This is a genomic window from Clostridium fessum (assembly GCF_003024715.1).
Lineage (GTDB): Bacteria > Bacillota > Clostridia > Lachnospirales > Lachnospiraceae > Otoolea > Otoolea fessa.
The window spans coordinates 627,217-653,548 of the sequence record NZ_PYLO01000002.1; the positions used below are offsets into that span (position 1 = coordinate 627,217).

The following is a 26,332-nucleotide window of genomic DNA, read 5'->3' on the forward strand; positions in this document are numbered from 1 at the left end:
CAGAAGAAACATTGTATAATAGAAGCATCCATATGAATTTTTTGAAAGGAGACTTTCTTTATTTAAATGAAACATTCAAGTAAACCTTCTGTTTCTGGAACTTCCAATGAAACTTTCCTGAAAACAGAATCAGCCAGCAGCCTTCAAGGTTCAGCCGAACCAAACTCTCCGGATACCAGCATTTCCAATGGCGGCAAAACACATCCATCCAAAATTGACGCCTTAAAAAATTGGTTCCGGACCCGCCCGATCGTTGAAAAATTCTGTGCGCTTCCGACATACATACAGAGCTGGGGACTTACCCTGTTTTTCATGGGTACCGCCACGATCATCGCGTTCTGCTTTTTTCATGCGCTCAAAAATCCGACTGCCAACATCGCGCTAACATACATTCTGGCAGTCTTTTTGGTAGCGCGTTTTACGGACGGATACAGCTTCGGTCTGTTCTCCTCCTTTGTCGGCGTTGTCTGCGTCAATTTTCTGTTCACGTATCCGTATTTCGCGCTGGATTTCACGATGGCCGGCTATCCGATTACCTTCGTGGCAATGTTTTCAATTTCCAGCATTACAAGCGCCATCACAAGCAACATGAAAACACAGGCGCGCGTGCTGGCAGAACGTGAAAAGATGCTGATGGAAGCGGAAAAGGAAAAGATGCGGGCGAACCTGCTGCGGGCAATCTCCCATGACCTCCGCACCCCGCTTACCAGCATCATCGGTTCCAGTACCGTATATCTGGAAAATGGCAGCAGCCTCCCGGAGGTTGAGAAAAATGCGCTGGTGCGCCATATTCTTGAGGATTCCAACTGGCTCTTAAACATGGTTGAAAACCTGCTCTCCGTCACGCGTATCAACAATGAGACGGCAAAGGTAACTAAGACCTCGGAACCGGTCGAGGAAGTTCTCTCCGAGGCGATGATCCGCTTAAAAAAGAGACTTCCAGACGCCAATATCCATGTGCGCGTGCCGGAGGAATTCCTGATGGTCCCGATGGACGCAGTTCTCATCGAACAGGTTCTCATCAACCTGCTGGAAAATTCCGTTGTCCACGCGGAAAGCACCGAACCGATCGAGTGCTATGTGGAATCGCTTTCCGACTATGCGATTTTTCATGTGCGTGATTACGGCGTCGGCATCCCGCCGGAGAAGCTGGCAACCATCTTTGACGGCTCTTCTTCCACGACCAGCACTTCGCCGGATGGACGAAAGGGCATGGGAATCGGGCTTTCCATCTGTAAAACGATCATTCTCGCCCACGGCGGCGAAATCAAGGCAATCAACCACACGCGCGGTGCCGAATTTTACTTTACTCTTCCAAAGGAGGACAAATAACATGACACATAAACTTTCTATTTTATTAGTAGAAGATGAAAAAAACATCTGCGACTTCATCTCCGCCTCCCTGTCCGCACAGGATTACCGCATTTCCACCGCACACACGGGAAAAGAAGCACTTCCGATCATCACGTCCCAGTGCCCGGATCTGATTCTCCTCGACCTGGGGCTTCCGGACATGGACGGCATGGAGATCATCCGCCAGGTCCGCACCTGGTCCAGCATCCCGATCATCGTCCTCTCCGCCCGCACGCAGGAACAGGAAAAGGTACGTGCGCTCGACCTTGGCGCGGATGATTATCTGACCAAGCCGATCGGCACCTCCGAGCTTCTCGCGCGCATCCGGACTGCCCTGCGCCACAGCAACCGCTTAAACACAGCTTCTCCGCTTTATAAGCGCCCATTCCATGCAAAGGGACTGACGATCGATTTTGAAAAACATCTGGTATCGGTTGATGGAAGGGATGTCCATCTGACGCAGATCGAGTTTAAGATTATCTCCCTGCTGGCACAGAATTCCGGCAGAGTCATGACGTATGATACGATTATTTCGAATATCTGGGGTCCCTATGCGGACGATGATAACAGTATTCTGCGCGTGAATATGGCACATATTCGAAGGAAACTGGAGCAGAATCCAGCGGAACCGCAGTATGTGTTTACGGAGATCGGGATTGGGTATCGGATGATTGAGGATGAGATGCAGTAATAGATAGATTGATTGATTGTCGTGATGCGGAAAGAGGCGTCCGGGAATCTGCACCGCCTGCGTCTCCAATTATCATTGTTCGCTTGCTTTCGCTACATCTGTTCGTCTGGATCGGACAAAAATGTCCGCCCCAGCCGGACAGCTGGCGTGGGATGTGTACAATCGATAATTGGAACGCTGGCTTTTGATTGTCTATTTTTGTTTTTGTCTGTTTTTTTATTCTACTTCGCTTTCAATGACTCCATCGTATAAACCGATTAAGTCTTCATAGCCATCCGTGGATGGAAGGGTCACTACGACCGGCTCGCCCGGGTTCTGGACTTCGGTCTCCATCAGAGTAATGCAGGTCATCGGCTGGTCGAGGACTTCCATGTTGTATACGATATAGTTTGTCATATAGATAATGTAATCGTTGTCATCCAGCACGTAAGCGCCTTTCATTTCCTGAATGTTCATGTCCAGATTGACATCGGTGCCGAGTGTGTTCATCACGGTTCCGAGGGCTTCTTTGACGTTCTTGTTTAGCTTCTTTGGATTTGCCTCATATGCCAGCACACGTTTTCCATTGACCTCGTTTAAGGAAATGCCCTTCATATAGCTGGATTCCATATTGCTGGTGTTGACTCCGGTCTGGACGGAGGATATGATCTGCTCTAATGGCATCGGGTATTTCAGTTTGACACCGTTGGCATCTACGTAATAGTAGCCGTCCGTATAAAAAACCTGTGAATAGCTGTCCTGTCCCAGAATCGAGGAAGCGACCTGTGCCAGGTACTTGAGATCGGTGGTATCCTGCATATCCATCTCTGCATGCATCGCCATATCAACTTTCATCTGACCGTCCGGAATGACATCCTTTGCAAGTATGACCGAATGGACGCCGCTCTGAATCTCCGCGGACTGAATCGTATTGTTCTTCTCCATCACCCGGTCAAATACCTCCGCCGGATTTTCGGCTGCAAATGCGGTTGTTGACATCGTCATAATGGCTGCTGCACTCACAAGTGCGGTTGCTAATTTTTTCATCCCTGTTTCCTCCTGTCTGCTGTCGGGCTTATGTCGTATTTCCCTATATAACTTTCTGCCCTATCTATAACCCATTTTCGAACTGTGTCGGCAACCCAGCTTTTGTTCCTGAAATTCACGTTTCTGGACACGAAAACCACTCCGACTTTATCTTCAGTATATATAATTTGGCATCGCTTGTAAACCATATCGGCGGATACTTTCCCTTACATTTTTATTACATCTGACGGCTCTTTCGATTCCAAAAGTGCCTGCTTTTGAGTATTCTTTCTTTTCCGGTTATTATATACAAACATGAAAATTGCCATCAGGCAGATAATTCCATATCCTAGGAAACTCCAGCCGTCCGGCACCTGCCCGAAGATGAAGAAACCGAGCATCGTCGAGAAGATCAGCTGCGAATAATCGTAGATGGAAATACGGCTCGCCGGGGCATAGCGGTATGCCGCCGTGATCGCAAACTGTCCGCCCGCCGCCGCGCAGCCCGCCAAAAGCAGGATCCCCATCTGCTGCCAGGTCATCGGATGATAGTCAAAAATCAGCCACGGCAGCACAACCACACAGGAAAATACCGAGAAAAACAGCACGATCACCGGTCCCTTTTCTCCTGCCTCTCCCAGTTTCCGCACCATCGTGTACGCCGCGCCCGCGCAGATGCCGCCGAAAAAGCCCAGCAGCGACGGCACAAGTGCCAGATTGGAGAATGTCGGCTTTACCACGAATATACTGCCGAGAAACGCACCGAAGATCAGCGAAAGCTGAATTGGCATAACTTTTTCCTTTAAGATCAGCCAGCTGAACAGCACTGTAAAAAACGGCGACATTTTATTTAGAATCGATGCGTCCGCCAGCACCAGATGATCCACCGCATAAAAGTTACACAGCACTCCCATCGTGCCGAAAATTGACCGCATCAGAAAATACGGCAGATTTTCCCTGCGGATACGAAACGGCTCTCCCGCCCGCAAAAGCAAAACAACCGCTGCCAGCGCCGCCACAAGATTGCGAAAAAAACTCTTCTGCATCGACGGCAGATCGCCCGCCAAATGTACAAACATACTCATCAGCGCAAAACAGAACGCAGACAGCACCAGGCAGGCAATTCCGCGGTATTCCTGCTTCCGGGTGTCCGGATGATTTTCTACCATGTTTTCATTCCCCTTTCCGTCTTCCTATCTTCCAGTATACGCACATCCCACATTTTTGTCTATTCTTGACACAAATTTGTTTCCATACTAAAATAGAGAAACCATTAACAACACTATCATTTGTAAGGAGCCTGTTATTTTGCTGAAATTATTCCATTCCCTCGATTTAAAACTAAAATCCTGCCTGATTGCACTGTTTGGAAGTGCATTTCTGGCATTTGGCCTGTACCATGTCCATTCCTTTTCCGGTGTCACCGAGGGCGGTGTCTTAGGAATGACGCTTCTGCTTGATCACTGGTTCCATATCTCCCCATCCGTGTCCGGCTTCATCATGAACCTCGCCTGCTACGCGATGGGATGGAAACTTCTGGGGCGGCAGTTCATCGCCTACTCCATTCTTTCCAGCGCCAGCTTCTCCCTGTCTTACCGGATCTGTGAGCAGTTTCCGCCCCTGTGGCCGCAGCTTGCCGATATGCCGCTTGCCGCATCCCTGCTCGGCGCGGTCTTCGTCGGCGTCGGTGCCGGGCTCTGCGTGCGGATCGGCGGTGCCCCGGGCGGGGACGATGCGCTTGCGATGAGCCTTTCCCACGTGACGCACATCAAAATCCAGTGGATCTACCTCCTGTCCGATTTTGCTGTACTGGTGCTTTCACTGAGCTACATTCCGTTAAACCGCATGGTATATTCCATCCTCACGGTACTCCTGTCCGGACAGATCATCGGGTTTGTGCAGACCGCGGGAACACATCCAGTGGAAAATATGGAAACTTGATCGTTTTCATACGGTTCTCCCGGTTTCAAACGTGCCTACCCGTGAACAGTAATGAATTTTCTATATTTTTTGATTTTTTTTAAAAAAACGCTTGCCAAATCAACCGACCTATGATATTATATAACTCGTTGAAGCGATGCTTCAGAAATGCGCGAGTGGCTCAGTTGGTGGAGCGCGACCTTGCCAAGGTCGAGGCCGCGGGTTCGAGTCCCGTCTCGCGCTCTTTTTATTTTATAGCGGAAACCTTTTCATTTTCATGAGGGTTTCCGCTATTTTCGTTACTGGTCACAGTTACACTTTTTCTTTTCAAGGGAGTATTTTACCATGATACAAAAAGTAAGTTCTTTTCTCAAAAAGGATACCGTTTTAACCATCGCCCTGGCTCTGGCTGTCCTTTCCATGTTTATCATACCACCGTCCGCCGGATACCTGAAATATCTGGATCTGCACACACTGATCCTGCTCTTTGGCCTGATGACAGCAACCACAGGCCTCCAAAACATCGGTTTCTTTCGACAGCTCGGGGAATTACTGCTGCTTCGAATCCATTCACTCAGGCAGCTGGAACAGCTTCTGATTCTTCTGTGTTTCTTTTCCAGCATGCTGATCACCAACGATGTGGCCTTAATTACCTTCGTTCCATTTGCTCTGGAACTACTGCGGATGGTAAACCGCAAAGACCGGATCGTTCCGGTTGTCGTCTGCCAGACACTGGCAGCCAATCTCGGCAGCATGACAACTCCGGTGGGGAATCCCCAGAACCTGTATCTGTATTCCCACTTTGAGCTTTCACTTGATACATTTATCCGGAGCATCGGTCCATTTTCGCTGCTTTCATTGGTTTTGCTGCTGCTCGTCACAATGTTTACACCAAGGGAGACTATCTCACTAGATACAGCCGGTAGAGATACAACCTCCGATGAGACCTTTCCTAAACGCTGCCTTTTCTGCTGTCTGGGAATGTTTTTCCTGTGCCTTTGCACCGTAGCCGGTCTTCTGCCGCTTCCAATCCTGTTTATCTGCATTCTGGCGATTGGCTGTCTGGCAGACCCGAAGATCTTCTGTCAGGTGGATTACTCTCTCATCCTGACTTTTATCGGATTCTTCATCTTCATCGGGAATCTGAAACACATTCCTGCGGTAAGCTCCCTGCTTTCCAGTATGATCACGGGACACGAAGTGATAGTCTCCGTTCTGGCCAGCCAGGTAATCAGCAACGTTCCGGCCGCCATCCTGTTGTCCGGATTTACCGAAAAAGGAGTTTCCCTTCTGATCGGAACTAACCTCGGCGGTCTCGGCACCCTGATCGCATCCATGGCGAGTCTTATTTCTTACAAATATATCGTCCGCTCCTGCCCAGAGAAAAAAGGAATCTACTTCCGCTGGTTCACGATTGCAAATGCGGGATTTCTAGCAGTCCTGATGGCGGTATATTTTCTGGTTTTTTATAGCATCTGATAAAAAAGAATGTGCCTTGGCACATCCGGGCGTCTCGCGCGGTCGCTTGCGACATGTTCCTGCTTCGCGCGAGTGCACATCCTCGCGGAGCGTTTTTTGTTTCATAGGACGTAATTTCCTATGAAACAAGAAAGCCCCCAGAGCGACAACTCTGGGGGCTTTCTTAATTTTAAACAACAAAAAAGCGGGTGATGGGAATCGAACCCACGTATCCAGCTTGGAAGGCTGGTGTTCTACCATTGAACTACACCCGCATGATAAATTATGAAATTGTAATGCCCAGAACCGGAATCGAACCAGTGACACGAGGATTTTCAGTCCTCTGCTCTACCAACTGAGCTATCTGGGCATCCTGAGGAATCCTGTGATTCTCATGTTCGCTCTTGTTCAGCGACATGAGTTATTATACTAGAGAGTCTTTTAAATGTCAACTATTTTTTTCTACTTTTCTAAATTTTTTCAAAAACTTTTTCAACTTGCTGTTCCTGCCGCACAGCCAGCGTCCACATCTTCATCTCCAAATTTTCCGTAAACAATGAAAAAACCGACTCTTTTTCATTTTCCTGCATCTTTTTGATTTTGATGGTTGACAAATCCTTTTGGGTGTGTTTATAATGCATGTAACGAAGAACACAGATAAACCGATGAGGAAGAGGAGTATCTGACCTATGTATCGCCACAGAGAGTTCCGGATGGTGGAAACGGAACGCCTTACCGTCAGTGAATGGACTTCCGAGGGCAGCCTTGAACGATTGTTTCAGTAGGGGCTGACGGGACCCCACCCGTTATCCATCGGGGCACGTATGATGGTACGTGTAAGCGAGTGGACATTTTCACAAATGTCAATTTGGGTGGTATCGCAGAAGTTTACGCTTTTGTCCCATGTATGGGGACAGAGGCGTTTTTTAGTTTCTGGAAACATTCTCAGTAAAATCTTTCATCACGGCGCGCGGCGCCAAACCAAAGAGAATCTTCTTTCCAGACACATTCTTTACTCTGCTCCGGCAAGGCAGACTGATACATCTGCCATCCAAAACAAATATCAAAATAAGAATAAAGAATGGAGAAAATGACTATGAAAAAGAATCTGAAAAAATTATTTGCACTTGGATGCACCGCAGCCCTGACACTGACAACCGCAGGATGCTCTTCCAGCACATCCAGCAACGCTTCCGAAGCAGACACCACCGCTGAAACCTCTCAGGAAGCTTCCGCGGACAAAGAAATTTATAATGTAGCGATTGTCAAACAGCTCGACCACGCTTCCCTTGATGAGATTGCAAATGCAGTCGAGGCAGAGTTAGATAAAATCGCCGAGGATAACAATGTAACCATTCACTACGAGCTGTACTCCGGCCAGAATGACCAGACAACCTTAAAGCAGATTGGTGATCAGGCGGTTGCTGACGGTGTTGACGCCATCATCCCGATTGCGACCCTGGCTGCACAGGTAGCGACCGTATCCGCACAGCAGACCCAGACACCGGTTGTCTACGCCGCTGTTTCCGATCCGGAAGCCGCTGAGCTGACCGGCATCGACTATGTAACCGGTACCAGCGATGCGCTGAACACCGAGAAAATCATGGATATGATTTTTGCCGCAAACCCAGATGTTAAAAATGTGGGGCTTTTATATTCCTTATCCGAGGCAAACTCAACCAAACCGATCGCGGATGCAAAGGCATACTTAGACGAAAAAGGCATCTCCTACACCGAGCAGACTGCAAACACCAACGACGAAGTTATCACCGCTGCTTCCTCCCTGGTTGCTGACAAAGTAGACGCTATCTTCACTCCTACCGACAATGTCATCATGGCAGCTGAGCTGGCTATCTTCAAGGATCTGGCTGCTGCAGGCATCCCGCACTATACCGGCGCTGATTCCTTCGTCCGCAACGGCGCATTTGCTACCTGCGGCGTCAACTACACGGACCTTGGTGCACAGACCGCTGACCTTGCTTATCAGGCAATCACCGAAGGCATGGACGGTATGGAAGACTACTACACCGCAGAAGGCGGCATCGTAACCGTAAATACCGAGACTGCCAAAGCCCTGAATATCGACACAGCTGTATTTAAGGACTTTGGCGATGTTGTAGAGGTTAAAACCACCGAGGACTAATGCATCCTCATCCGGCGGCACTTTGATTTTCATTTGACTGACTTTCATGTACTCTCAGAACCGTAAGACAGACCAGACGCCAGCCGCATCCCCCCCCGCTTACCACGCGGCTGGCGCATCTGCCTTATGAACGTTCTGGGAGTACCGATCATTCTACGGAGGTAATTTCCCATGCTTCATATTTTACAAACCGCTCTGGAACTGGGATTTCTGTATGCGCTTGTGCCAATGGCGCTGTTCTTGAGTTTCCGTATACTGGATATCGCGGATATGACGACGGACGGCTGTTTCGTCCTCGGCACAGCGGTATCCGTCACAATGGCTGCGGCAGGGCATCCATTTCTCGCGGTTCCGGCTGCCATGCTTGCAGGCATCTGCGCCGGATTTGTCACCGCATTTCAGCAGACCCGTCTCGGTGTGCCGTCCATTCTCGCCGGTATCATCACCAATATGGGACTCTACACCATCAATCTGATGGTGATGGGCTGGAGCGCCAACGTGAGTCTTTTAAAGGCAGAGACCATCTTTTCCCTGCTTCAAAAAACCGGTATCGGTGGCGACTGGTATGAAGCACTTCTGGCAATCTGCGTGACCGTGCTTGCGGGCGCACTGCTCGTTTATTTCCTCGGTACCCGTCTGGGACTCTCCATCCGGGCAACCGGCAACAACATTGACATGGTGCGCGCCTCCTCGATCAACCCGACATTTACCATTACGGTCGGCTTATGCATCGCCAATGCGCTGACCGCACTCTCCGGCGCAATGGTCGGTCAGTACCAGAATACCGCCGACATCAACGGCGGCACGGGTATCGTCGTGATCGGTCTTGCCTGCCTGATCATCGGTGAAACCGTCCTCGGACGCCGCGGTGTGGCAAGAGGTGTCATCGCCACCGTCATCGGTTCGATTATTTACCGTTTTATCTACGCTATCGTCCTGTATACAAAAATCATGCCTGTACAGGGGCTGAAACTGGTCACCGCTGTGATCGTAGCGCTGGCAATCGCATTTCCGACGATCCGGAAATGGGCGGCATTCCAGACACGTAAAAATGCAGCGGCACGCCGGAAGGGAGGACACGGAGCATGTTAAATATTCAGTCGATATCAAAAACCTTTAATCCGGGAACTGTCAACGCCAAACAGGCGCTCTCCGGGCTGTCCCTGCATCTGAACCACGGCGATTTTGTGACAATCATCGGCTCCAACGGCGCCGGAAAATCGACCCTGTTCAATGCGATTGCCGGCAGCTTCTACGTCGATGACGGCTTTATCGAGCTGGACGGCGAGGACATCACCTATATGCCGGAGCACAAGCGCAGCCTGATGGTCGGCCGCCTCTTCCAGGACCCGTTAAAGGGAACGGCGCCGGGCATGACGATCGAAGAAAATCTTGCCCTCGCCTATCTGCGGACTGCAAAGGGGAAATCTCCATTTTCCCGCATTTCCAAGAAAGATAAAGATGCGTTCCGCGAACGCCTCTCCCTCTTAAATATGGGGCTTGAAGACCGGATGACCCAGCCGGTCGGACTTCTCTCCGGCGGTCAGCGCCAGGCGCTCACCCTGCTCATGGCAACCCTCATCACGCCGAAGCTTCTGCTGCTCGATGAGCACACTGCCGCCCTCGATCCGGGAACAGCTGAAAAAGTACTGGAGCTGACGAAAAATATCGTTGCTGAGGAGAAAATCACCTGCCTGATGATCACCCACAATATGAACCAGGCTCTGGAGCTCGGAAACCGCACGCTCATGATGGCAAACGGAAATATCGTGCTCGACGTCGGCGGCGCAGAGCGCGCTTCCATGACTGTCGAGGATCTGATCGCCCGCTTCAAGACCGGCGCAGGCCACGCGCTGGATAATGACCGGATTTTATTGTCGGAATAATTTTAAAAAAGCAAAAAGTTCAAAAAGTCCCATCCTTTCAGATTTGAATCTGCATAAGGATGGGACTTTTTTATATTTCTCTTATCCAATTTCTATTTCCCAAGCACATCCGAAAGCGCTGCAAACTGCGCCAGCGTCAGCGTCTCGCCGCGCACGGACGGGGAAAATCCCAGCGACTCGATTGCGGCTGCGATCTCTTCCTTGCTAAAGGAGAGATCCTGCGCGTTGGAAAGCCCGTTCTGCAGGGTTTTCCGGCGCTGGTTGAAGGACGCGCGGATGAGACGGAACATTAAATCTTTATCCTTTACCTCCACCGGCGGCTTCGCATGGCGGGTCAGACGGATGACCGCTGAGCCGACATTCGGACGCGGAATGAAACAGTTCGGCGGCACATTTGCCACGATGTATGGCTCGGCATAATACTGAACCGCCAGCGACAGCGCGCCGTAATCCTTCGAGCCCGGACCAACCTGCATCCGGTCTGCGACCTCTTTCTGCACCATAACCGTAATGTTGTCGATCGGCGCACCGCTCTCAAACAGCCCCATGATGATCGGGGTCGTGATGTAGTACGGCAGGTTCGCCACGACCTTAACCGGACGTCCGCCGCCTTTTTCTTCCGCCATTTTTTTTATGTCAATCTTTAAAATATCTTCATTGATAACAGTTACATTTTCGCAGTCCTGAAGCGTATCTTTTAAGATCGGAATCAGATTTGTGTCGATCTCCACGGCGATGACCTGTCCTGCCGCCTGTGAAAGGCGCTGTGTCATCGTACCGATGCCAGGACCGACTTCCAGGACGGTGTCCTCCTTGGTCATGCCCGCCGCTGAGATAATCTTGTCCAGCACGTGCGTATCAATCAGAAAATTCTGACCGAATTTTTTCTGGAAGGCAAAATTGTATTTCTGTATTACTTCGATTGTATTCTTCGGGTTTCCAAGATCCATTCCGAAAATCCTTTCCCGGGTGTCCGGGACACCCCTTTTTACGGTAACCGGTACAGCCTCCGCGCATTCTCTTCAGTCGCACGGACGATCTCTTCCGGTGTACATTTCTTGATTTCTGCCAGCTTTTCCGCCACATATGGCAGGTTCAGTGAGGAGTTGCGTTTGCCGCGGTTGGGAACCGGAGCGAGGTAGGGGCAGTCGGTTTCGAGTACCAGACGGTCGAGCGGCGCCATCTCGGCTACTTCCAGAAGCTTTTTCGCGTTCTTGAAAGTCAGTACGCCGCCGATGCCTAAGTAAAAGCCCATCTTTAAATACTCTGCCGCCATCTCTTTTCCATAGGAGAAGCAATGAATCACACCGCCTATCTCCCCGGAGTGCTCTTCCTTCATGATATCGAGCGTATCCTTCGCCGCGTCGCGGCTGTGGATGATGACTGGAAGTTTTAATTCCCGCGCCAGATTTAACTGGCGGTGGAACCATTTCTTCTGGGTCTCATGATCCGGCTCTTCCCAGTAATAGTCGAGACCGATCTCGCCGATCGCCACGATCTTCCCGGACTGTGCCAGCACACGGAGTTCGGCAAATTTTTCCTCGTCAAGCTCCGCCGTGCTGCTCGGATGGACACCTGCTGCCCCATAGATAAACGGATATTTTTCCGTCAGGGCAATCGTCGTCTTCGTGCTTTCCATATCCGCGCCGACATTGACGACCGTGCCGATCCCGCCTGCTGCCAGACCGGAAAGAAGTTCTTCCCGGTCCCCGTCAAACGCCTCATCATCGTAATGAGCGTGTGTATCAAATATCATATAAGTTATATTCCTTTTTTTCTTAGCAGATCTCCGCACCCGCCGGCATCTCTTTCTCCGTTGTCATCAGTGACAGCTTTCCGTCTGCATCCTCGGCACACAAAATCATACCCTCGGAGAGCAGACCTGCCAATTTCGCCGGTTTTAAGTTGGTCACAACCATGACTCTCTTGCCGACCATCTCCTCCGGGGAGTAGGAATGCTTGATGCCGCTGATGATCTGGCGCACTTTGCTTCCGACCTGAACCTGGGAGCAGAGAAGCTTCTTGGACTTCGGAACAGCCTCGCAGGAGAGGATCACGCCAACCTGGAACTGCAGTTTTGCAAAATCATCGTAGGTAATCTCTGCTTTCGGCTCGATATCGATGCCCTCGGCTTTCTCGTCCTCTTCCTTCTCCGGCTCCGCCTTTGCAGCAACTGCCTTCTTCTGCTCTTCCTGGATAACTTTGACTTTCTTCATCACATCGTCGAGTTTCAGGCGGGCAAAGAGAACCTCCGGCTCCTCAGTCACCTTATTTCCGGACGGATAACGGCCAAATTCATCCATCTGTGGCAGTTCACGTTTTACGGTATTTAATTCTTTTAAGATCTTCTCCGAGGTCTCCGGCATGAAGGATTCAAGCAGGGACGCACCGATCGTGATAGACTCAACCAGGTTGTAGAGAACAGTCGCAAGACGATCCTGCTTGTCCTCTTCCTTTGCCAGAATCCACGGGGTTGTCTCGTCAATGTATTTGTTGCTGCGGCGGAAAATATTGAAGATCTCGGTGATCGCATCGGCAACACGCAGCTTATCCATCTTCTCATCGACCTTGCGGACTGCTTCCAGCACTACCTTCTTCAGATCCTCGTCCACCGGCTCCGTCACGCCCTTGTCGGCTACTACGCCGCCAAAGTACTGGTTCGTCATCGATACCGTTCTCTTTACGAGGTTGCCGAGGATATTTGCCAGATCCGAGTTCAGTCTCTCTACCATCAGCTCCCAGGTAATAACGCCGTCGTTCTCAAACGGCATCTCATGCAGAACGAAGTAGCGGACTGCATCCACGCCAAAGAAATCAACCAGTGTATCGGCGTAAATCACATTTCCCTTGGATTTACTCATCTTGCCGTCGCCCTGTAACAGCCACGGATGACCAAATACCTGCTTTGGAAGCGGCAGGTCGAGTGCCATCAAAAAGATCGGCCAGTAAATGGTATGGAAACGGATAATATCCTTACCAATCAGATGCAGGTCTGCCGGCCAGTATTTCTTGAACAGCTCGCCGCTCTCGCCGTCGCAGTCATATCCAAGACCGGTGATATAGTTGGTCAGTGCATCCAGCCATACATATACAACGTGCTTCGGGTCGAAATCAACCGGAATCCCCCATTTAAAGGAAGTACGGGAAACACACAGATCCTGCAGGCCCGGAAGCAGGAAGTTGTTCATCATCTCATTTTTACGGGAAACCGGCTGGATGAACTCCGGGTGCTCATTGATATAATCGATGAGTCTCTGCGCATATTTGCTCATACGGAAGAAATACGCCTCTTCCTTCGCCGGCTGCACCGGGCGTCCGCAGTCCGGGCATTTGCCGTCTACGACCTGGGACTGGGTCCAGAAGGACTCGCACGGGGTACAGTAAAGTCCCTCGTAGCAGCTCTTGTAAATATCGCCCTGATCATAGAGCTTCTTGAAAATCTTCTTTACCTGCGCCTCATGATCCTCGTCGGTGGTGCGGATAAATTTGTCGTAGGATGTATTCATCAGATCCCAGATCGTCTTGATCTCACCCGCCACGTTATCGACAAACTGCTTCGGCGTGATGCCAGCCTCAGCTGCCTTTAACTCGATCTTCTGACCATGCTCATCGGTGCCCGTCTGGAAACGCACATCGTAGCCCTGCGCTCTCTTGTAGCGCGCAATGCTGTCCGCCAGCACGATCTCATAGGTATTTCCGATATGCGGTTTGCCCGATGTATAGGCAATCGCAGTTGTTATATAGTAAGGTTTCTTACAGTTCTGACACATTTATCATGCCCTCCTTATTAAAATTGCGCTTTAAATTGTGTTCTTCACAAAAAAAGCCTCTAACCGCCCATGGTTTTCCATCTGCGATTAAAGGCAAGCCACCTTCTTTTCTCTGCCTTTTCTTCATATATAAATATATAGATTAAGTCTATCTGTTTTGCATCCCTTTGTCAAGTATGGTATACTTGCAGACATATATATTTGTTTTGGAGGTATTATATTATGCAGAAACGCTTTTCCTTCCCGCCCCTGCCGCGCACAGCGCTCGCGATCGCTGCAGCTGCTGCCCTGGCGCTCTCCGGATGCGCTGGTTCTTCCGGCTCAGGGACCCCTGCCGAATCCTACGCCGCTTCCGGGCAGACTGGTTCTCCTTCCAATGCATCGTCCGATGCTGCCAGCGAACAGGCGCGTTTTGATGCGTTTCTGGCACACCAGTTTCAAGAAAGCGTGCAGGACGATCCGCTCTCCCTTCATTTTCTTGTCCGGAATCCGGAAAATTACGGTATCACCGAACCGGAGATGAAATTTCCAGAATATTCCCTGGAACAGCTTCAAAAAGATTCCGAGGAAAACGCGGCCGTTCTTGAGGAACTTTCTTCCTTCGATACCTCTCTCTTGACCTCCGACCAGCTCTTCACCTACCGGATGATGAAGGACACACTGGAGACGGAAGCCGGCTCGAAGGGACTGGAACTCTACAATCAGCCGTTAAGCGCCCTGATCGGCACGCAGGCGGAACTTCCGACCTTATTAGCCGAATATACATTTTACAACCGTGCCGACATCGACCATTACCTGGCACTGCTTTCGCAGATCGACACATATTACAAGCAGCTCGCAGCGTATGAACAGGCGCAGGCAGACGCCGGTCTCGCACCGTCCGACGACACCATCGACCGGATTTTAAAATCCTGTAAAAGCTACCTCATCCGCCCGGAAAACAGCCTGCTGACGGAAACATTTGCCTCCCGCTTAAATGCGGTTGAGGGCTTAAGCAATGCAGAAAAGGCGTCCTACAAAGCAAAACATCTGACCATTTTAAAGGAACACTTTATCCCGGCATATACAAACCTCTCTAAAGCACTGGAATCGCTCAAGGGCTCCCATCCGGAGGTAGGAGGACTTAGCACCTACGAACACGGCAGGGAGTATTATGCCTATCTTGCGGCGGCGCTGACCGGCACAGATTCTTCGGTCGATGCACTCAAAACGCGGATTGAGAAGCAGATGCAGGCAGATTTATCCGAAATCCGCGTCCGCTTAAAGGAACATCCGGAACTCGTCCGGCAGATGACCGACTCTGCCATCACACTCTCCGATCCGGATGAGATCCTTCAGAATTTACAGACGCAGATTCAAGATGATTTCCCGGCGCTTACAGATACCTCCTACACGCTCAAATACGTCCCGGAAGCGCTGGAATCTTCCCTGTCCCCGGCGTTTTTCCTCGTACCGCCGATCGATTCCGACGGTTCCAACACCATTTACATCAACGAAAAAGCAAGCACTGAGCAGAACCTCTACACCATGCTGGCGCACGAGGGCTATCCGGGGCATCTCTACCAGTCGGCTTATTTCAATGACCGGGAGCCGGTGCCGGTACGGCGGCTTCTTGCCTGCGGCGGCTACAACGAAGGCTGGGGACTCTACAGCGAACTGTACGCCTACTCCTTCGACAACGGGCTGCCGGAAGCGGTCAAACCGCTGATGCGCTGCAGCGAAGCCAGCAGCTACGGGCTGTACGCGCTTCTCGACATCTGCATCCACTATGATGGCTGGGATCTCGCCACAACCACCAGTTATCTGGAAAATTCCTACGGATTTACGGATCCGGAATCCGCCCGCGAGATATACCTGGCAATCATTGATAATCCAGGCAATTACCTGAAATACTATACCGGCTATCTGGAAATCCTGACCATGCGCCAGGAAGCCGAGGAGGTACTTGGAAACAAATTCAACGCCAAGAGCTTCCACCAGTTCATCCTGAACATGGACGGCGCTTCCTTCCGGGTCATCAAACCGTATTTTCAAACATGGCTGATGACGGAGAAATTACACGTATAAGAGAAAAAGAGCGGTATCTCCCTGTATGCATCCGCAGACTTCAGGGATCCCGCTCTTTTCGCATTTTCATGCTTTAGTTTACTTTCTTGTAATTCTTCTCAAAGCTCATCGGACCGTCGCCGATCTTCTCGCCTGCTACGCTCAACTCCAGCGTCTTTGCCTCGTAGTTCTGGATAAATGTATTGGCAATGGCCATGACAACCAGCTTGTCAGAGGACTCCTTTAAGGAGGAGAGATCCAGCGTCAGAGCGCCGTCCTTCTGCTCAAATTTATCCACGGTGATTCCCTCTTCAATGACGCCCACCTCTGCCATCTTATCAAGCAGTTCCTGTGCATCCAGCTCATCGCCGTCAATGCCATCCATATTCTGTTTTAAGCCGCTCTTATCAGATTTTACAGAATATACGCAAACGGTTACCGTCGGATCTGCATCCGTTACCACCATGCTTTCTTTCTCAGCCACGCCGTCTACAGTCTCCTGCTGCGCCGCACCTGCCGGGGCAGTTCCATGTTCGCTGGTCTCTCCTGTATTTCTTGCCGTCGGCGCACATGCGCCCAGAACAGCTGCCATCATAAGACCAGCTGCCATTACCATAAATTTCTTCATAATGTACCTCCTTGTATTCTCCTCGCAGCAGTTGCTTCACGGTTTTCGCAACCGTTTTTGTCTTTCACACCTGTTTCCATCCAGTGCAGACTACATCCATTCTTTTTACCGCTGCCCATCCTTACTCCTAAACCACTGATTCAGCTTCATCAGCGCCTTTACCAACGTCTGCATCTCATCTTCCGACAGATCGCTTGTCAGGCTCTCGATCATCTCCCGGTGGAACCGGGCGTGATGCCCATACGCTTTTCTGCCCCGCTCTGAAAGAGAAATATATACGACCCGCCGATCCTCGAGTCCCCGGCTTCGTTCCACATAGCCTTTTTTGACCAGGCTGTTCATGGCAATCGTGAGCGTTCCCACCGTAACGGACAGTTCTCTGGCAATCGATGACATATTTTTCGGTTCACCAATCCCGATCGCTTCGATCACATGCATATCGTTATTCGTGATGTCTTTAAACTCCGGCGTAATGATTACCTTCTGTTCTATGTCCATCACATCGCGGAACAGCGTCACCAGAAGCTCATTCAGCGTCTCATAATTTCCCACAGTTTTCCCTCTCATCCTTGGTTTCAGCGCGCAAAACGGCAATTTACCCTACCGATTATACAATATTCTGTGCGGCAAGACAACTAGCAAATTTCTTACATCTTCTCTTATAACATGGCACTTGTTACTGTTCACGCACACGTGCCCAGTAACGGAATTTGCCGATGCTTCGCATTCCAAACCGGCAAAATCTGCAGCCAGAACTGTATCGTATGGAATTTTCAGTTCAGAAAATTCCTACCCGTGAACAGTTACCATGGCACTACATAAGATACTCGCCACAAGCCCCGCGAACGTTGCAATCAGCGCCCCCGCAAGCGTCCATCGCGTCTTTGAGATCCGCACGGTCAGATAGTAGACACTCATCGTATAAAAAACCGTCTCCGTGCAGCTCTCAAGAACCGACACCATCATGCCGAGCCGCGAATCGGGTCCATACGTTTTAAAAATATCTAAGAGCAGCCCCGTCGCCGCCGAACTGGACACCAGACGCACCAGAAGCAGTGGAACCACCTGTGCCGGTATATGCAGAAATGCCGCCGGTCCCGCCAGCACCCCGGAGAGGAAATCGAGAAAACCGGAGGTCCGAAGCACGCCGACCGCCGCCATCAGTCCCACCAGCGTCGGCAGGATTCCAGCCACCGTTTTAAGCCCCGCAAGCGCCCCTTCGATAAAATCATCAAAAACCGGGCGTTTCTGAAGCACCGCAAACCCAACGATATAAAACAAAACAACCGGAACCAGGTATTCAGAGAGGTAATTGATGCAGCGCATTCGACGGCTCCCGTGTCTATACTTGTTTTATATGTATGGTTTGAATCCGCGTTCTATGATAACGGATCTGTTTCCAGAGCCCCTTATTTTAACAAGGGCATTATAGGGGATAAATTTGTTTTTTGTGTGAAATTTTCCCCCTACATGACGCCAAATTGCGTTTTCTATTTCCAGCCATCCTTTTTTATTGATTTATATTGCTTTCTCCTGCACATCACGCGGCACACCGCCACTCCTGCCAGCGTGCTGACACAGGTCGCCAGGAACGCCGGACCGGCCACTGCCAGCGGATGCGCCGATCCGTACTGGCTCCGGTAGGCGATCATATTGATAGGAATGAGCTGCAGCGATGAAATATTTACGACCAGAAACGTACACATTTCATCGCTCGCCGTTCCCTGTGTGACCGCCGCCGGATCCCCTGCCGCTCTCCGTTCCTCCTCCAGTTCTTCCAGCTCCTTCATCGCCGTAAGCCCCGCCGGGGTCGCCGCCCAGCCAAGCCCCAGCATATTGGCAATCATATTGGCGGCCATCGAAGAAAGCGCCGGATGACCCGCTGGAATGCGTGGAAAGAGGAAATGAAGCACCGGCCGCATCCCCGCCGACAACTGCTCAATCAGCCCCGCCCGCCGTCCGATCTCCAAAATTCCCGTCCAGAACGCCATCACCCCCAGCATCGTGATTCCCAGCGAGACTGCATCCCCCGCCGCTGCAAGCATTCCCTCCGTCACCGCCCCCAGCGTCCCATGCACCGCCGCCCAGCCAAGCCCCGTAAGCATCATAAACTCCCAGAGTGCATTTAACATGCATCTACCTCCCTGCTGTCATATGGTACGCTCAGAACATTTTATACTCAGACAAGTATAAAAAGACGCCAAATATACACCATCATAAATAGATACAATTATATCGTTTCTTTTCGTCCATTCCGCTTGCATTTCAGAATTTGGATCTTTAAAATAAGAACTATCATCTGCTTCACATGACAGACATTCTTTGAAAAAGGCCATTTTATATGGATTCTCCTGCCAAAAACCGTGAAGACATTGAAATATGATTTAATATTATGAAAACGAGGTATTCAGAATGAAACAATCCGCAGATTTAAAGCGTCTCCTCACCTCCATCGATCACAAAAGCTATCCGGCTTACAAGGACGTGCGCGGCGCTTATGATTTTAATACGTATATTTTATCCATCGACCATGTACAGGGTGACCCGTTTGCGTCCCCTTCCAAGGTCAGTGTCCAGGTCCGCCACGCGAAAGCCGGATTTCCGGCAGAGCTCTTTGATACGCCGTGGAAAAAAACAGCACTTGAAGATTACCTGCTCCGCTGTTTTTCCCGTGAAATCGGTCGTCTTTCTTTCAAGGCAAAAGGTTCTGGAAAAAGTGGTCTGATCGCCACCAGCCGCCCCGGTCAGGAGGTCCTCTCCCGGACCGCCTGCGAGATCGGAAGAAATGAGATTACAGCCCGTTTCGAGGTTGGTTTCCCGGCATTCGGGCGCACCATCAACTCCGGTGAACTGATCCGGATTTTCTTTGATTTTCTTCCAGGCTGTGTCGAAAACGTCTTTTTCTACCGCCGCCAGAACACCGCTGAAATCAAAAAACGCATCACGCTGGCAGACGATCAGCAATTTATCCGCAATGAGCTGAAACGCTTAGACCTCGTCTCCTTCGTCGCAGACGGCTCAATCCTGCCGCGTGAAACCGGCGTCTCCGACCGTCCGATGAAGGGCAGTGTTGCGTTCCATTCCCCGGATTCCTTAAGAATCACTCTGAATCTTCCGGGACACGGTCCGATCTCCGGCATGGCAATCCACCGCGGCATCACCCTGATCGTGGGCGGCGGCTACCACGGCAAATCCACACTGCTAAAAGCGCTGGAATCCGGCGTCTACAACCATATTCCGGGGGATGGACGTGAATATGTCATCACCGATGAAACCGCAGTCAAGCTGCGCGCCGAGGATGGACGCAGCATCAACCACGTAGATATTTCCCTCTTTATCCGGGATCTGCCGAACAAAAAAGACACCACCTGCTTTTCCACCGCCGATGCCAGCGGCAGTACCTCCCAGGCGGCAGCCGTGATCGAAAGCATTGAAGCGGGAACCCGCGCTTTCCTGATCGACGAGGACACCTCCGCTACCAACTTCATGCTGCGGGACGACCTGATGCAGCGCATCGTCAGCCGCGATAAAGAGCCGATCACCCCGTTCATCGAACGCGCCCGCGATCTCTACAAGCAGGCAGGCATCTCCACCGTCCTCGTAGCCGGAAGCTCCGGTGCCTACTTCTTCATCGCAGACACTATCATCCAGATGGATGCATACCGCCCGTTTGATATCACGGAGATGGTAAAAAATGCCTGCGAACAGGAAGTTTCCAAACCCGCCATCCAGGCTCCTGGGTTCAAGCTCCCGACGGCTGGGCGGAAGCTGGCGGCTGGCGGAACAGGACGGGCTGTGGGCGCGATGGCGCTGAATTTTGGCGACAGCCGCGCAGAAGCTGGAGGTGAATCTCAGGAAGAGGGCGAAAACAGCGGTCGTTCCGGACGGTTTGGCAATCGCGGCGGCAGCGCCTCCGATGCAGGACGCTTTGAACGCGGTCGCGGAGGACGCCGCGAAGCTGACCGAAATTCGGACCGGAACACGCGTATCAAAGTCCGTGTCCACGACAAACACTCTTTCCAGGTTGCCAAAGAGCCGGTCGATCTGCGCTTCGTCGAACAGCTTGCCGACAGCGAGCAGACCGCCGCACTCGCCCAGATGGTGCGCTACTGCCTGGAAAAAGGGCTTCTGGAGCGCTGCACCGTACAGGAAACGGTTGCCACACTCTTAAAAGCCTATGAAGCAGACGGGCTCTCTGTGTTCAGCGATGCTTCATATGCCGCCATGGGACTGGCAATGCCGCGCGTGCAGGAGATTTATGCTTGTTTAAATCGTTTTAGGGGATGATTGGATACACAAAAGAGGGCTGCATTTTGCAAGCCCTCTCTTTATATTTTTGCATTTTACACTGAACTATTTGCAAATTTCATCTTGGCTCATCCCTGAACCCTGCCAAAATCTATCCTACCCTTCGCACAGCGCCCGCATCACGCCCTCAACCGTCTCTATCTTCTCTGCTCTCCACGCGTTTCCGCCGCAGAAAATCAGAGCATGATCTTCATCACCGCGGGCGGCATTGACGAGTGCCTGCGTGATGCAGTATGGGATCTTCGCCGGATCACAGTGTTCCAGACACTGGTAACAGTGTGTCACTGCCTGTCTTCCTTTTTCCAGTTCTTTTAAGAACGCATTCTTGATCGCACGTCCCGGCATGCCGACCGGACTTTTGACAATCACGATGTCCTCTTCCTTCGCATCCAGATATGCCTGCTTATATGCCATCGGTGCATCGCATTCCTCGGTTGTCACAAAACGGGTTGCCACCTGCACGCCGTCCGCGCCAAGCTCCATCTGGTGCATCACATCCGCATGGTCGTAGATGCCGCCAGCCGTCACAACCGGAATCGATTTGCCATATTTCTGCGCGTATTTTTTAACCAGCGCGATAATTCCCCGCACTTCCTCGTCATATTCCGCCTGATGGAATGTCTCGGCTGCGTGCGGCGTGTCTACCTCCAGCTCGGTCAGCTTCTCACGGTCAAATCCCAGATGTCCGCCCGCCAGAGGTCCCTCAACGACCACCAGATCCGGTGCGGTCTGGTACTTGCGGTCCCACATCCGACAGATGACCGTCGCCGCCTTAACGGAGGAAACGATCGGCGCAATCTTCGTCGCCGTCCCTTTCACATACTCCGGCAGGGAAACAGGAAGTCCTGCGCCCGATATGATCAGGTCAGCGCCCGCCTTGACCGCCGTTTTAACGTACTCCGCATAGTTTTTCGTTGCCACCATGATATTAAAGCCCACGATGCCGCCCTTCGCGATCGCGCGCGCCTTCTGTAACTCTGAACCGATCGCGCGCAGGTTCGCCTCCTGCGGATGTTCGGCAAAATCCGGCTCCCGGAAACCGATCTGGGCAGTGGAAATAATGCCGATGCCGCCAGCCCCCGCCACGGCTCCTGCCAGCGAGGACAGGCTGATGCCAACCCCCATACCGCCCTGGATGATCGGAAGCTTCGCCGTCAGATCACCAATTTTCAGCGGTTTTAACTGTGATAAAATTGTACTCATACGATCTCCTATATTCACAAAGGGGACCGCCGCGCGGCAACCCCCTTTCAATATCTATTTTTAGATTTTTCTAAAGCGTTCATACCGCTGCTCCGCGATCTCATCCGGCGTCTTTTCCGCGCAGGACTGGAAGAACTCGCGCATATGGCGGTCGATGATGCGTCCGATCTCCTCGATGTTGTCATCGGTTGCCGGCTCATCCTCGCAGATAATGCGCTCGATCATGCCAAGCTCATACAGATCCTCTGCCGTCATCTTCATGACCTTCGCCGCCTCGCTGGCTCTCTTGGCATCTTTCCACAGAATCGAAGCAAAGCCCTCCGGAGAAAGGATCGAGTAGGTCGCATTCTCCATCATCCATACCTCGTTGGAAACCGCCAGCGCCAGTGCGCCGCCGCTGCCGCCCTGACCGGTGATAATCGCCAGAATCGGCACCTTCATATCTGACATTTCAAAGAGGTTGCGGGCAATCGCCTCGCCCTGGCCTCTCTCCTCTGCCTCCATACCCGGGAATGCACCTGGCGTATCGACAAAACAGATGATCGGACGGTTAAATTTCGCCGCCTGTTTCATCAGACGGAGCGCCTTTCTGTATCCTTCCGGAGACGGCATGCCGAAGTTGTGCTTCATGCTGTCTTTCGGGGATTTACCTCTCTCCTGTCCAATGACCGTGACCGGCATTCCATAGAAGGATGCCACACCGCCGATGACCGCCATATCATCGCCATAATACCGGTCGCCGTGGAACTCGGTAAAATCGTCAAACAGGATCCGGATATAATCGCTGGCGTTCAGACGTCCGGCGCTACGGGACTGGCGTACTGCCTCCCAGGCGTCTCTCTCTCGACCTGCGATCTTATTTAATGTCTTCTGGCGCATGATACCGGAGAACGGTGCTTTCCGGCTCTTTAACTTGCCTTCCGCCACAGAAGCTGCTTTTTCTGCCTTGGATGCAGATGCCGCTTCTGTGTGGTTCTCCGCCTCGTCGTTCCATTTCTCCCAGCCATGCTCCTGGCTGTGAAGCTTCAAAATCTGTCCCAGAACACGCTTCTGATCTTTTCTTTCCACGATCTGATCCACAAAACCGTGTGTCAGCTGGAACTCGGCTCTCTGGAAGCCCTCCGGGAGCTTCTGGCCGATCGTCTGCTCGATGACACGCGGACCCGCAAATCCAATCAGCGCTCCCGGCTCTACCAGGATGATATCGCCCAGGGACGCAAAGCTTGCCGTTACGCCGCCGGTGGTCGGATCCGTCATAAAGCTTATGTAGAGAAGTCCCGCCTCGGAATGACGTTTTAAGGCTGCGGAAGTTTTCGCCATCTGCATCAGGGAGATCATGCCCTCCTGCATTCTCGCGCCGCCGGAAGCCGCGTAGATGATAACCGGAAGCCGTTCCTCGGTCGCACGCTCTACCGCACGGGCAATCTTCTCTCCCATGTTGTGACCCATGCTGCTCATCAGGAAACGGGAGTCGCAGACCGCAATCACAGTCTCATAACCGTGAATCTTTCCCTTACCAGTGACAACCGCCTCATTTAACTCAGTTTTCTCTCTGGCTGCCTCAACCTTGCCCTCATAGCCCGGAAATGCAAGCGGATTGACCACAGACATCTCCTTATCCCACTCTTCAAAGGTACCTTCATCGATCAGCATCTCAATCCGGCGGTACGCATGCATCCGGAAATATCCGCCGCAGCGCGGGCACACATACAGGTTGTCCTTGACATCCTGCACCAGAATTGGTTTCTCACATTTATTACACTTACGCCATAAAGAACGCAGACTTTCCGGCGTCATCGCCGTCGGACGGCTCGGAATCTTCTCCGGTTTTTCCTGTGCTGCCTCTGCCGCCCTTTTATCTGCTTTCGCGCTCTCCGCACGGCTTACGCCGGCAGAACCGTGGTCGTTTGTATTGATCGAAGTATACGATTTCTTAAACAGATTTTTAAACATCTCTTATTCAACCTCACTTATTAGCCAATCATAAACGTCAGCTCTGCGGAAACAGCCAGCTTGCCATCGACGGTTGCCGTCGCACTTCCGATGCCGACCGGTCCTTTTCTCTTGATGATATGGCACTCCAGCTTTAACTTGTCGCCCGGAACTACCTTTTTCTTGAATTTTGCGTTGTTGATTGCCCCGAAATATGCCGTCCTGCCCTTATTTCCTTCTTCACTTAAAATCGCAACCGCGCCGACCTGCGCCAGCGCCTCCACGATCAGGACGCCCGGCATGACCGGCTCCTGCGGAAAATGACCTGCAAACCACGGCTCGTTGTATGTTACATTTTTATATCCAACCGCACCCTCGCCCGGTGTCACTTCCTCGATACAGTCGATCAAAAGAAACGGATGACGGTGCGGGATGATCTCCTGGATCTCTTTAATTCCCATCATAATTTCAGTTACCTCTTTCGCTTTCCCAGACATCATTTTTGTATGCTGCAAGTCTCTTCCGCCAGCTCCAGTGCGCTGCTTCCAATCATTCAATCATCCACACAAAAACGTCCTCAAATTATATTTAGTCCTCAAATTTCTTGATTACCAGGCTGGCATTGACACCACCAAATCCCAGGGAGTTGGTCAGGGCATAGTGGATATCCATCGGAACACCCTCGCCCATCGTGTAATCCAGATCGCAGCCCTCGCCTGCCTCTTTTAAACCTGCGGTTGCGTGTACAAATCCATCCTCAATGGATTTCACGCAGGCGATAAACTCAACACCGCCCGCTGCACCTAAAAGATGTCCAATCATCGACTTAGTGGAGTTAATTTTTACCTTGTAAGCGTGGTCGCCCAGCGCTTTTTTCACTGCCATCGTCTCGAAGAGATCGTTATGGTGTGTACTGGTTCCATGTGCATTGATGTAATCAATCTTCTCCGGTGCGATACCTGCATCCTTGAGCGCCATCTCCATCGCATACGCTGCGCCGCTTCCATCCTCTGCCGGGGAAGTGATGTGGAATGCATCGTTGCTTCCGCCGTAGCCGACTACCTCTGCCAGAATCTTTGCGCCACGCTTCTGCGCGTGCTCTAAGGACTCCAGAACTACGATACCAGCGCCCTCGCCCATGACGAAACCATCGCGGTCCTTATCAAACGGACGGGATGCCGTCTCCGGGTCATCATTGGTAGAAAGAGCCGTCAGAGCCGCGAAACCTGCCATACCGAGCGGTGTGATCGCAGACTCGGTACCACCGGCTACCATCACGTCTGCCTCGCCGTACTGGATCGAGCGGAACGCCTCACCGATAGAGTTCGTACCGGTCGCACAGGCAGTTACCACGTTGATGGATTTGCCCTTTAAACCATAATGCATTGCCACATTGCCGACTGCCATGTTGCTGATCATCATCGGAACGAGCAGCGGGTTCACGCGGTTCGGTCCTTTTTCCAGCATTTTTTTGTGCTCACGTTCCATCGCCTGTAAGCTTCCGATACCGGAACCGATGCTGGTTCCCACGCGGAACGGATCCTCTTTTTCCATATCCAGACCCGCCTGTGCGATCGCCTCACCGGCTGCCGCTACCGCATACTGGGAAAACGGCTCCATACGTCTCGCTGCCTTCGGATCCATGTATTTCTTCGGATCAAAATCCTTCACCTCGCCTGCCAGCTTTGCCTTATAATCGGTTGTATCAAAATATGTGATCGGCGCGATACCGACTTTTTTATCCTTTAATCCCTGCCAGAAGCTTGCTACGTCATTTCCAATCGGAGTGATCGCTCCCAGACCGGTTACTACTACACGTGTCTTATTTCCCATCTAAAAACCTGCCTTTCTATCGTCACAGTTCACACGTTGTGCAAACTGCGACACGATTTTGCCGATGCTTCGCATTCCAAATCGGCAAAATCTGCTGCCACTACGTTATCGTACGCCACTTTCGGTTCCAAAAGTGCCTATCTGTAAAGCACCCTT

22 protein-coding genes, 3 tRNA genes and 1 other annotated feature are annotated in these 26,332 nt (G+C 51.5%); of the genes, 10 read left to right on the forward strand and 15 right to left on the reverse strand.

Annotation, left to right across the window (positions count from 1 at the left end; genetic code table 11):
• Positions 1-66 precede the first annotated feature (66 nt).
• Together C7U56_RS08025 and C7U56_RS08030 are read left to right on the forward strand one after the other, a co-directional pair.
• On the forward strand, positions 67-1,332 hold the full coding sequence (locus C7U56_RS08025; protein WP_107000833.1) for a sensor histidine kinase: 1,266 nt from the start codon (positions 67-69) through the stop codon (positions 1,330-1,332).
• A gap of 1 nt (position 1,333) precedes the next feature.
• Entirely contained in the window at positions 1,334-2,044 is a 711-nt protein-coding gene (locus C7U56_RS08030) for a response regulator (protein WP_107000834.1), read from the forward strand.
• Positions 2,045-2,260: 216 nt separating this feature from the next.
• Here the strand turns inward: C7U56_RS08030 and C7U56_RS08035 are convergent, their stop codons facing one another.
• Both C7U56_RS08035 and C7U56_RS08045 read right to left on the reverse strand, forming a co-directional pair.
• Positions 2,261-3,070, reverse strand: a complete 810-nt coding sequence (locus C7U56_RS08035; RefSeq protein ID WP_107000835.1) for a YceB family lipoprotein — start codon at positions 3,068-3,070, stop codon at positions 2,261-2,263.
• A gap of 206 nt (positions 3,071-3,276) precedes the next feature.
• Positions 3,277-4,218, reverse strand: coding sequence for a DMT family transporter (locus tag C7U56_RS08045; protein WP_107000837.1), 942 nt, complete (start codon positions 4,216-4,218; stop codon positions 3,277-3,279).
• A 139-nt stretch (positions 4,219-4,357) separates the two neighbouring features.
• Here C7U56_RS08045 and C7U56_RS08050 point away from each other — a divergent pair, with 139 nt between their 5' ends.
• From C7U56_RS08050 to C7U56_RS08060, 3 genes are all read left to right on the forward strand, one after another.
• A complete protein-coding gene (locus tag C7U56_RS08050) occupies positions 4,358-4,990 on the forward strand; it encodes a YitT family protein (protein ID WP_233430219.1) in 633 nt (210 codons plus the stop codon).
• Between the two features lie 149 nt (positions 4,991-5,139).
• Positions 5,140-5,212 (forward strand) — tRNA-Gly (locus C7U56_RS08055).
• Between the two features lie 102 nt (positions 5,213-5,314).
• A complete protein-coding gene (locus C7U56_RS08060) occupies positions 5,315-6,448 on the forward strand; it encodes an SLC13 family permease (protein WP_107000838.1) in 1,134 nt (377 codons plus the stop codon).
• Between the two features lie 183 nt (positions 6,449-6,631).
• On the opposite strand, the gene C7U56_RS08065 is transcribed toward C7U56_RS08060, so the two are convergent.
• Both C7U56_RS08065 and C7U56_RS08070 read right to left on the reverse strand, forming a co-directional pair.
• Positions 6,632-6,702 (reverse strand) — tRNA-Gly (locus C7U56_RS08065).
• Positions 6,703-6,724: 22 nt separating this feature from the next.
• Positions 6,725-6,797: transfer RNA gene (locus C7U56_RS08070), tRNA-Phe, on the reverse strand.
• 286 nt (positions 6,798-7,083) lie between these two features.
• Positions 7,084-7,334, forward strand: a binding site (T-box leader).
• A 189-nt stretch (positions 7,335-7,523) separates the two neighbouring features.
• On the opposite strand from C7U56_RS08070, the gene C7U56_RS08075 reads away from it, so the two are divergent.
• The 3 genes from C7U56_RS08075 to C7U56_RS08085 all read left to right on the forward strand — a co-directional run bounded on the left by C7U56_RS08075 (position 7,524) and on the right by C7U56_RS08085 (position 10,456).
• Positions 7,524-8,570 (forward strand): ABC transporter substrate-binding protein, encoded by a 1,047-nt coding sequence (locus C7U56_RS08075; protein ID WP_107000839.1) that lies wholly within the window; start codon positions 7,524-7,526, stop codon positions 8,568-8,570.
• 171 nt (positions 8,571-8,741) lie between these two features.
• Positions 8,742-9,662 carry an ABC transporter permease gene (locus tag C7U56_RS08080; RefSeq protein ID WP_107000840.1) on the forward strand — a complete coding sequence of 307 codons (921 nt, stop codon included), beginning with the start codon at positions 8,742-8,744 and terminating at the stop codon, positions 9,660-9,662.
• Entirely contained in the window at positions 9,656-10,456 is an 801-nt protein-coding gene (locus tag C7U56_RS08085) for an ABC transporter ATP-binding protein (protein ID WP_107000841.1), read from the forward strand. The genes C7U56_RS08080 and C7U56_RS08085 overlap by 7 nt, the downstream gene beginning before the upstream one ends.
• A 92-nt stretch (positions 10,457-10,548) precedes the next feature.
• Here C7U56_RS08085 and rsmA read toward each other — a convergent pair whose 3' ends face one another.
• The 3 genes from rsmA to metG are packed head-to-tail and all read right to left on the reverse strand — an operon-like array spanning position 10,549 to position 14,226.
• Entirely contained in the window at positions 10,549-11,406 is an 858-nt protein-coding gene (gene rsmA / locus C7U56_RS08090) for a 16S rRNA (adenine(1518)-N(6)/adenine(1519)-N(6))-dimethyltransferase RsmA (RefSeq protein WP_107000842.1), read from the reverse strand.
• A gap of 38 nt (positions 11,407-11,444) precedes the next feature.
• The gene (locus C7U56_RS08095) at positions 11,445-12,212 is read right to left on the reverse strand and encodes a TatD family hydrolase (protein ID WP_107000843.1); all 768 of its coding nucleotides are present in this window, start codon (positions 12,210-12,212) and stop codon (positions 11,445-11,447) included.
• 22 nt (positions 12,213-12,234) lie between these two features.
• Positions 12,235-14,226: a methionine--tRNA ligase gene (gene metG / locus C7U56_RS08100; RefSeq protein WP_107000844.1), complete on the reverse strand. Its 1,992-nt coding sequence runs from the start codon at positions 14,224-14,226 to the stop codon at positions 12,235-12,237.
• Between the two features lie 222 nt (positions 14,227-14,448).
• On the opposite strand from metG, the gene C7U56_RS08105 reads away from it, so the two are divergent.
• Entirely contained in the window at positions 14,449-16,293 is a 1,845-nt protein-coding gene (locus tag C7U56_RS08105; RefSeq protein ID WP_107000845.1) for a DUF885 domain-containing protein, read from the forward strand.
• Between the two features lie 73 nt (positions 16,294-16,366).
• Here the strand turns inward: C7U56_RS08105 and C7U56_RS08110 are convergent, their stop codons facing one another.
• The 4 genes from C7U56_RS08110 to C7U56_RS08125 all read right to left on the reverse strand — a co-directional run bounded on the left by C7U56_RS08110 (position 16,367) and on the right by C7U56_RS08125 (position 19,032).
• The gene (locus tag C7U56_RS08110; protein ID WP_022358467.1) at positions 16,367-16,900 is read right to left on the reverse strand and encodes a GerMN domain-containing protein; all 534 of its coding nucleotides are present in this window, start codon (positions 16,898-16,900) and stop codon (positions 16,367-16,369) included.
• A gap of 105 nt (positions 16,901-17,005) precedes the next feature.
• Complete coding sequence (locus C7U56_RS08115; RefSeq protein ID WP_022358468.1) at positions 17,006-17,452, reverse strand: MarR family winged helix-turn-helix transcriptional regulator; 447 nt, start codon at positions 17,450-17,452, stop codon at positions 17,006-17,008.
• 237 nt (positions 17,453-17,689) lie between these two features.
• Positions 17,690-18,226, reverse strand: coding sequence for a hypothetical protein (locus C7U56_RS08120; protein ID WP_022359373.1), 537 nt, complete (start codon positions 18,224-18,226; stop codon positions 17,690-17,692).
• A 164-nt stretch (positions 18,227-18,390) separates the two neighbouring features.
• Positions 18,391-19,032 (reverse strand): nucleoside recognition domain-containing protein, encoded by a 642-nt coding sequence (locus C7U56_RS08125; RefSeq protein ID WP_107000847.1) that lies wholly within the window; start codon positions 19,030-19,032, stop codon positions 18,391-18,393.
• 280 nt (positions 19,033-19,312) lie between these two features.
• Between C7U56_RS08125 and C7U56_RS08130 the strand changes: the two genes are divergently transcribed.
• Positions 19,313-21,187 carry an ABC-ATPase domain-containing protein gene (locus tag C7U56_RS08130; RefSeq protein ID WP_107000848.1) on the forward strand — a complete coding sequence of 625 codons (1,875 nt, stop codon included), beginning with the start codon at positions 19,313-19,315 and terminating at the stop codon, positions 21,185-21,187.
• A gap of 117 nt (positions 21,188-21,304) precedes the next feature.
• Here the strand turns inward: C7U56_RS08130 and C7U56_RS08135 are convergent, their stop codons facing one another.
• The 4 genes from C7U56_RS08135 to fabF form a co-directional block, all read right to left on the reverse strand.
• Positions 21,305-22,411 carry an NAD(P)H-dependent flavin oxidoreductase gene (locus C7U56_RS08135; protein WP_107000849.1) on the reverse strand — a complete coding sequence of 369 codons (1,107 nt, stop codon included), beginning with the start codon at positions 22,409-22,411 and terminating at the stop codon, positions 21,305-21,307.
• A 60-nt stretch (positions 22,412-22,471) separates the two neighbouring features.
• The gene (gene accD, locus C7U56_RS08140) at positions 22,472-24,364 is read right to left on the reverse strand and encodes an acetyl-CoA carboxylase, carboxyltransferase subunit beta (RefSeq protein WP_107000850.1); all 1,893 of its coding nucleotides are present in this window, start codon (positions 24,362-24,364) and stop codon (positions 22,472-22,474) included.
• Positions 24,365-24,384: 20 nt separating this feature from the next.
• Positions 24,385-24,807: a 3-hydroxyacyl-ACP dehydratase FabZ gene (gene fabZ, locus C7U56_RS08145; RefSeq protein WP_022359380.1), complete on the reverse strand. Its 423-nt coding sequence runs from the start codon at positions 24,805-24,807 to the stop codon at positions 24,385-24,387.
• A gap of 124 nt (positions 24,808-24,931) precedes the next feature.
• Positions 24,932-26,176, reverse strand: coding sequence for a beta-ketoacyl-ACP synthase II (gene fabF, locus C7U56_RS08150; RefSeq protein WP_107000851.1), 1,245 nt, complete (start codon positions 26,174-26,176; stop codon positions 24,932-24,934).
• Positions 26,177-26,332 lie beyond the last annotated feature (156 nt).